This window comes from Pseudomonas sp. SIMBA_067, from assembly GCF_046534675.1.
GTDB classification, from domain to species: Bacteria; Pseudomonadota; Gammaproteobacteria; order Pseudomonadales; family Pseudomonadaceae; genus Aquipseudomonas; species Aquipseudomonas putida.
The window spans coordinates 1-230 of record NZ_JAWRYH010001490.1; the positions used below are offsets into that span (position 1 = coordinate 1).

Annotated in this window: 1 protein-coding gene; it reads left to right on the forward strand. The window is 62.2% G+C overall.

Annotated elements, in window-relative coordinates; translation table 11 throughout:
• A partial coding sequence (locus tag SB765_RS34400; protein ID WP_410933127.1) for a hypothetical protein occupies positions 1 to 230 on the forward strand: 230 nt, incomplete at both ends.

The window sequence follows — 230 nt, forward strand, 5'->3', positions numbered from 1 at the left end:
AGCATGGTCGACATGATCCCGTTCATGCTCGACCGCACTTACAACCCAGGTCAGCTCAAAGCCGTGCGGGAAATCCTGCCGGGTACCTCGACCGGCGGCGCGGCCTTTGACACTGCCATATACGCGGGGGTGCAGAGCGAATATGTGGTGACCCAGAACACCAAAGGCACGGCTGACGTTGCCGATGACGTGTGGACGGTGACCGATACCGTGGCCGGCCGCGATGGCGT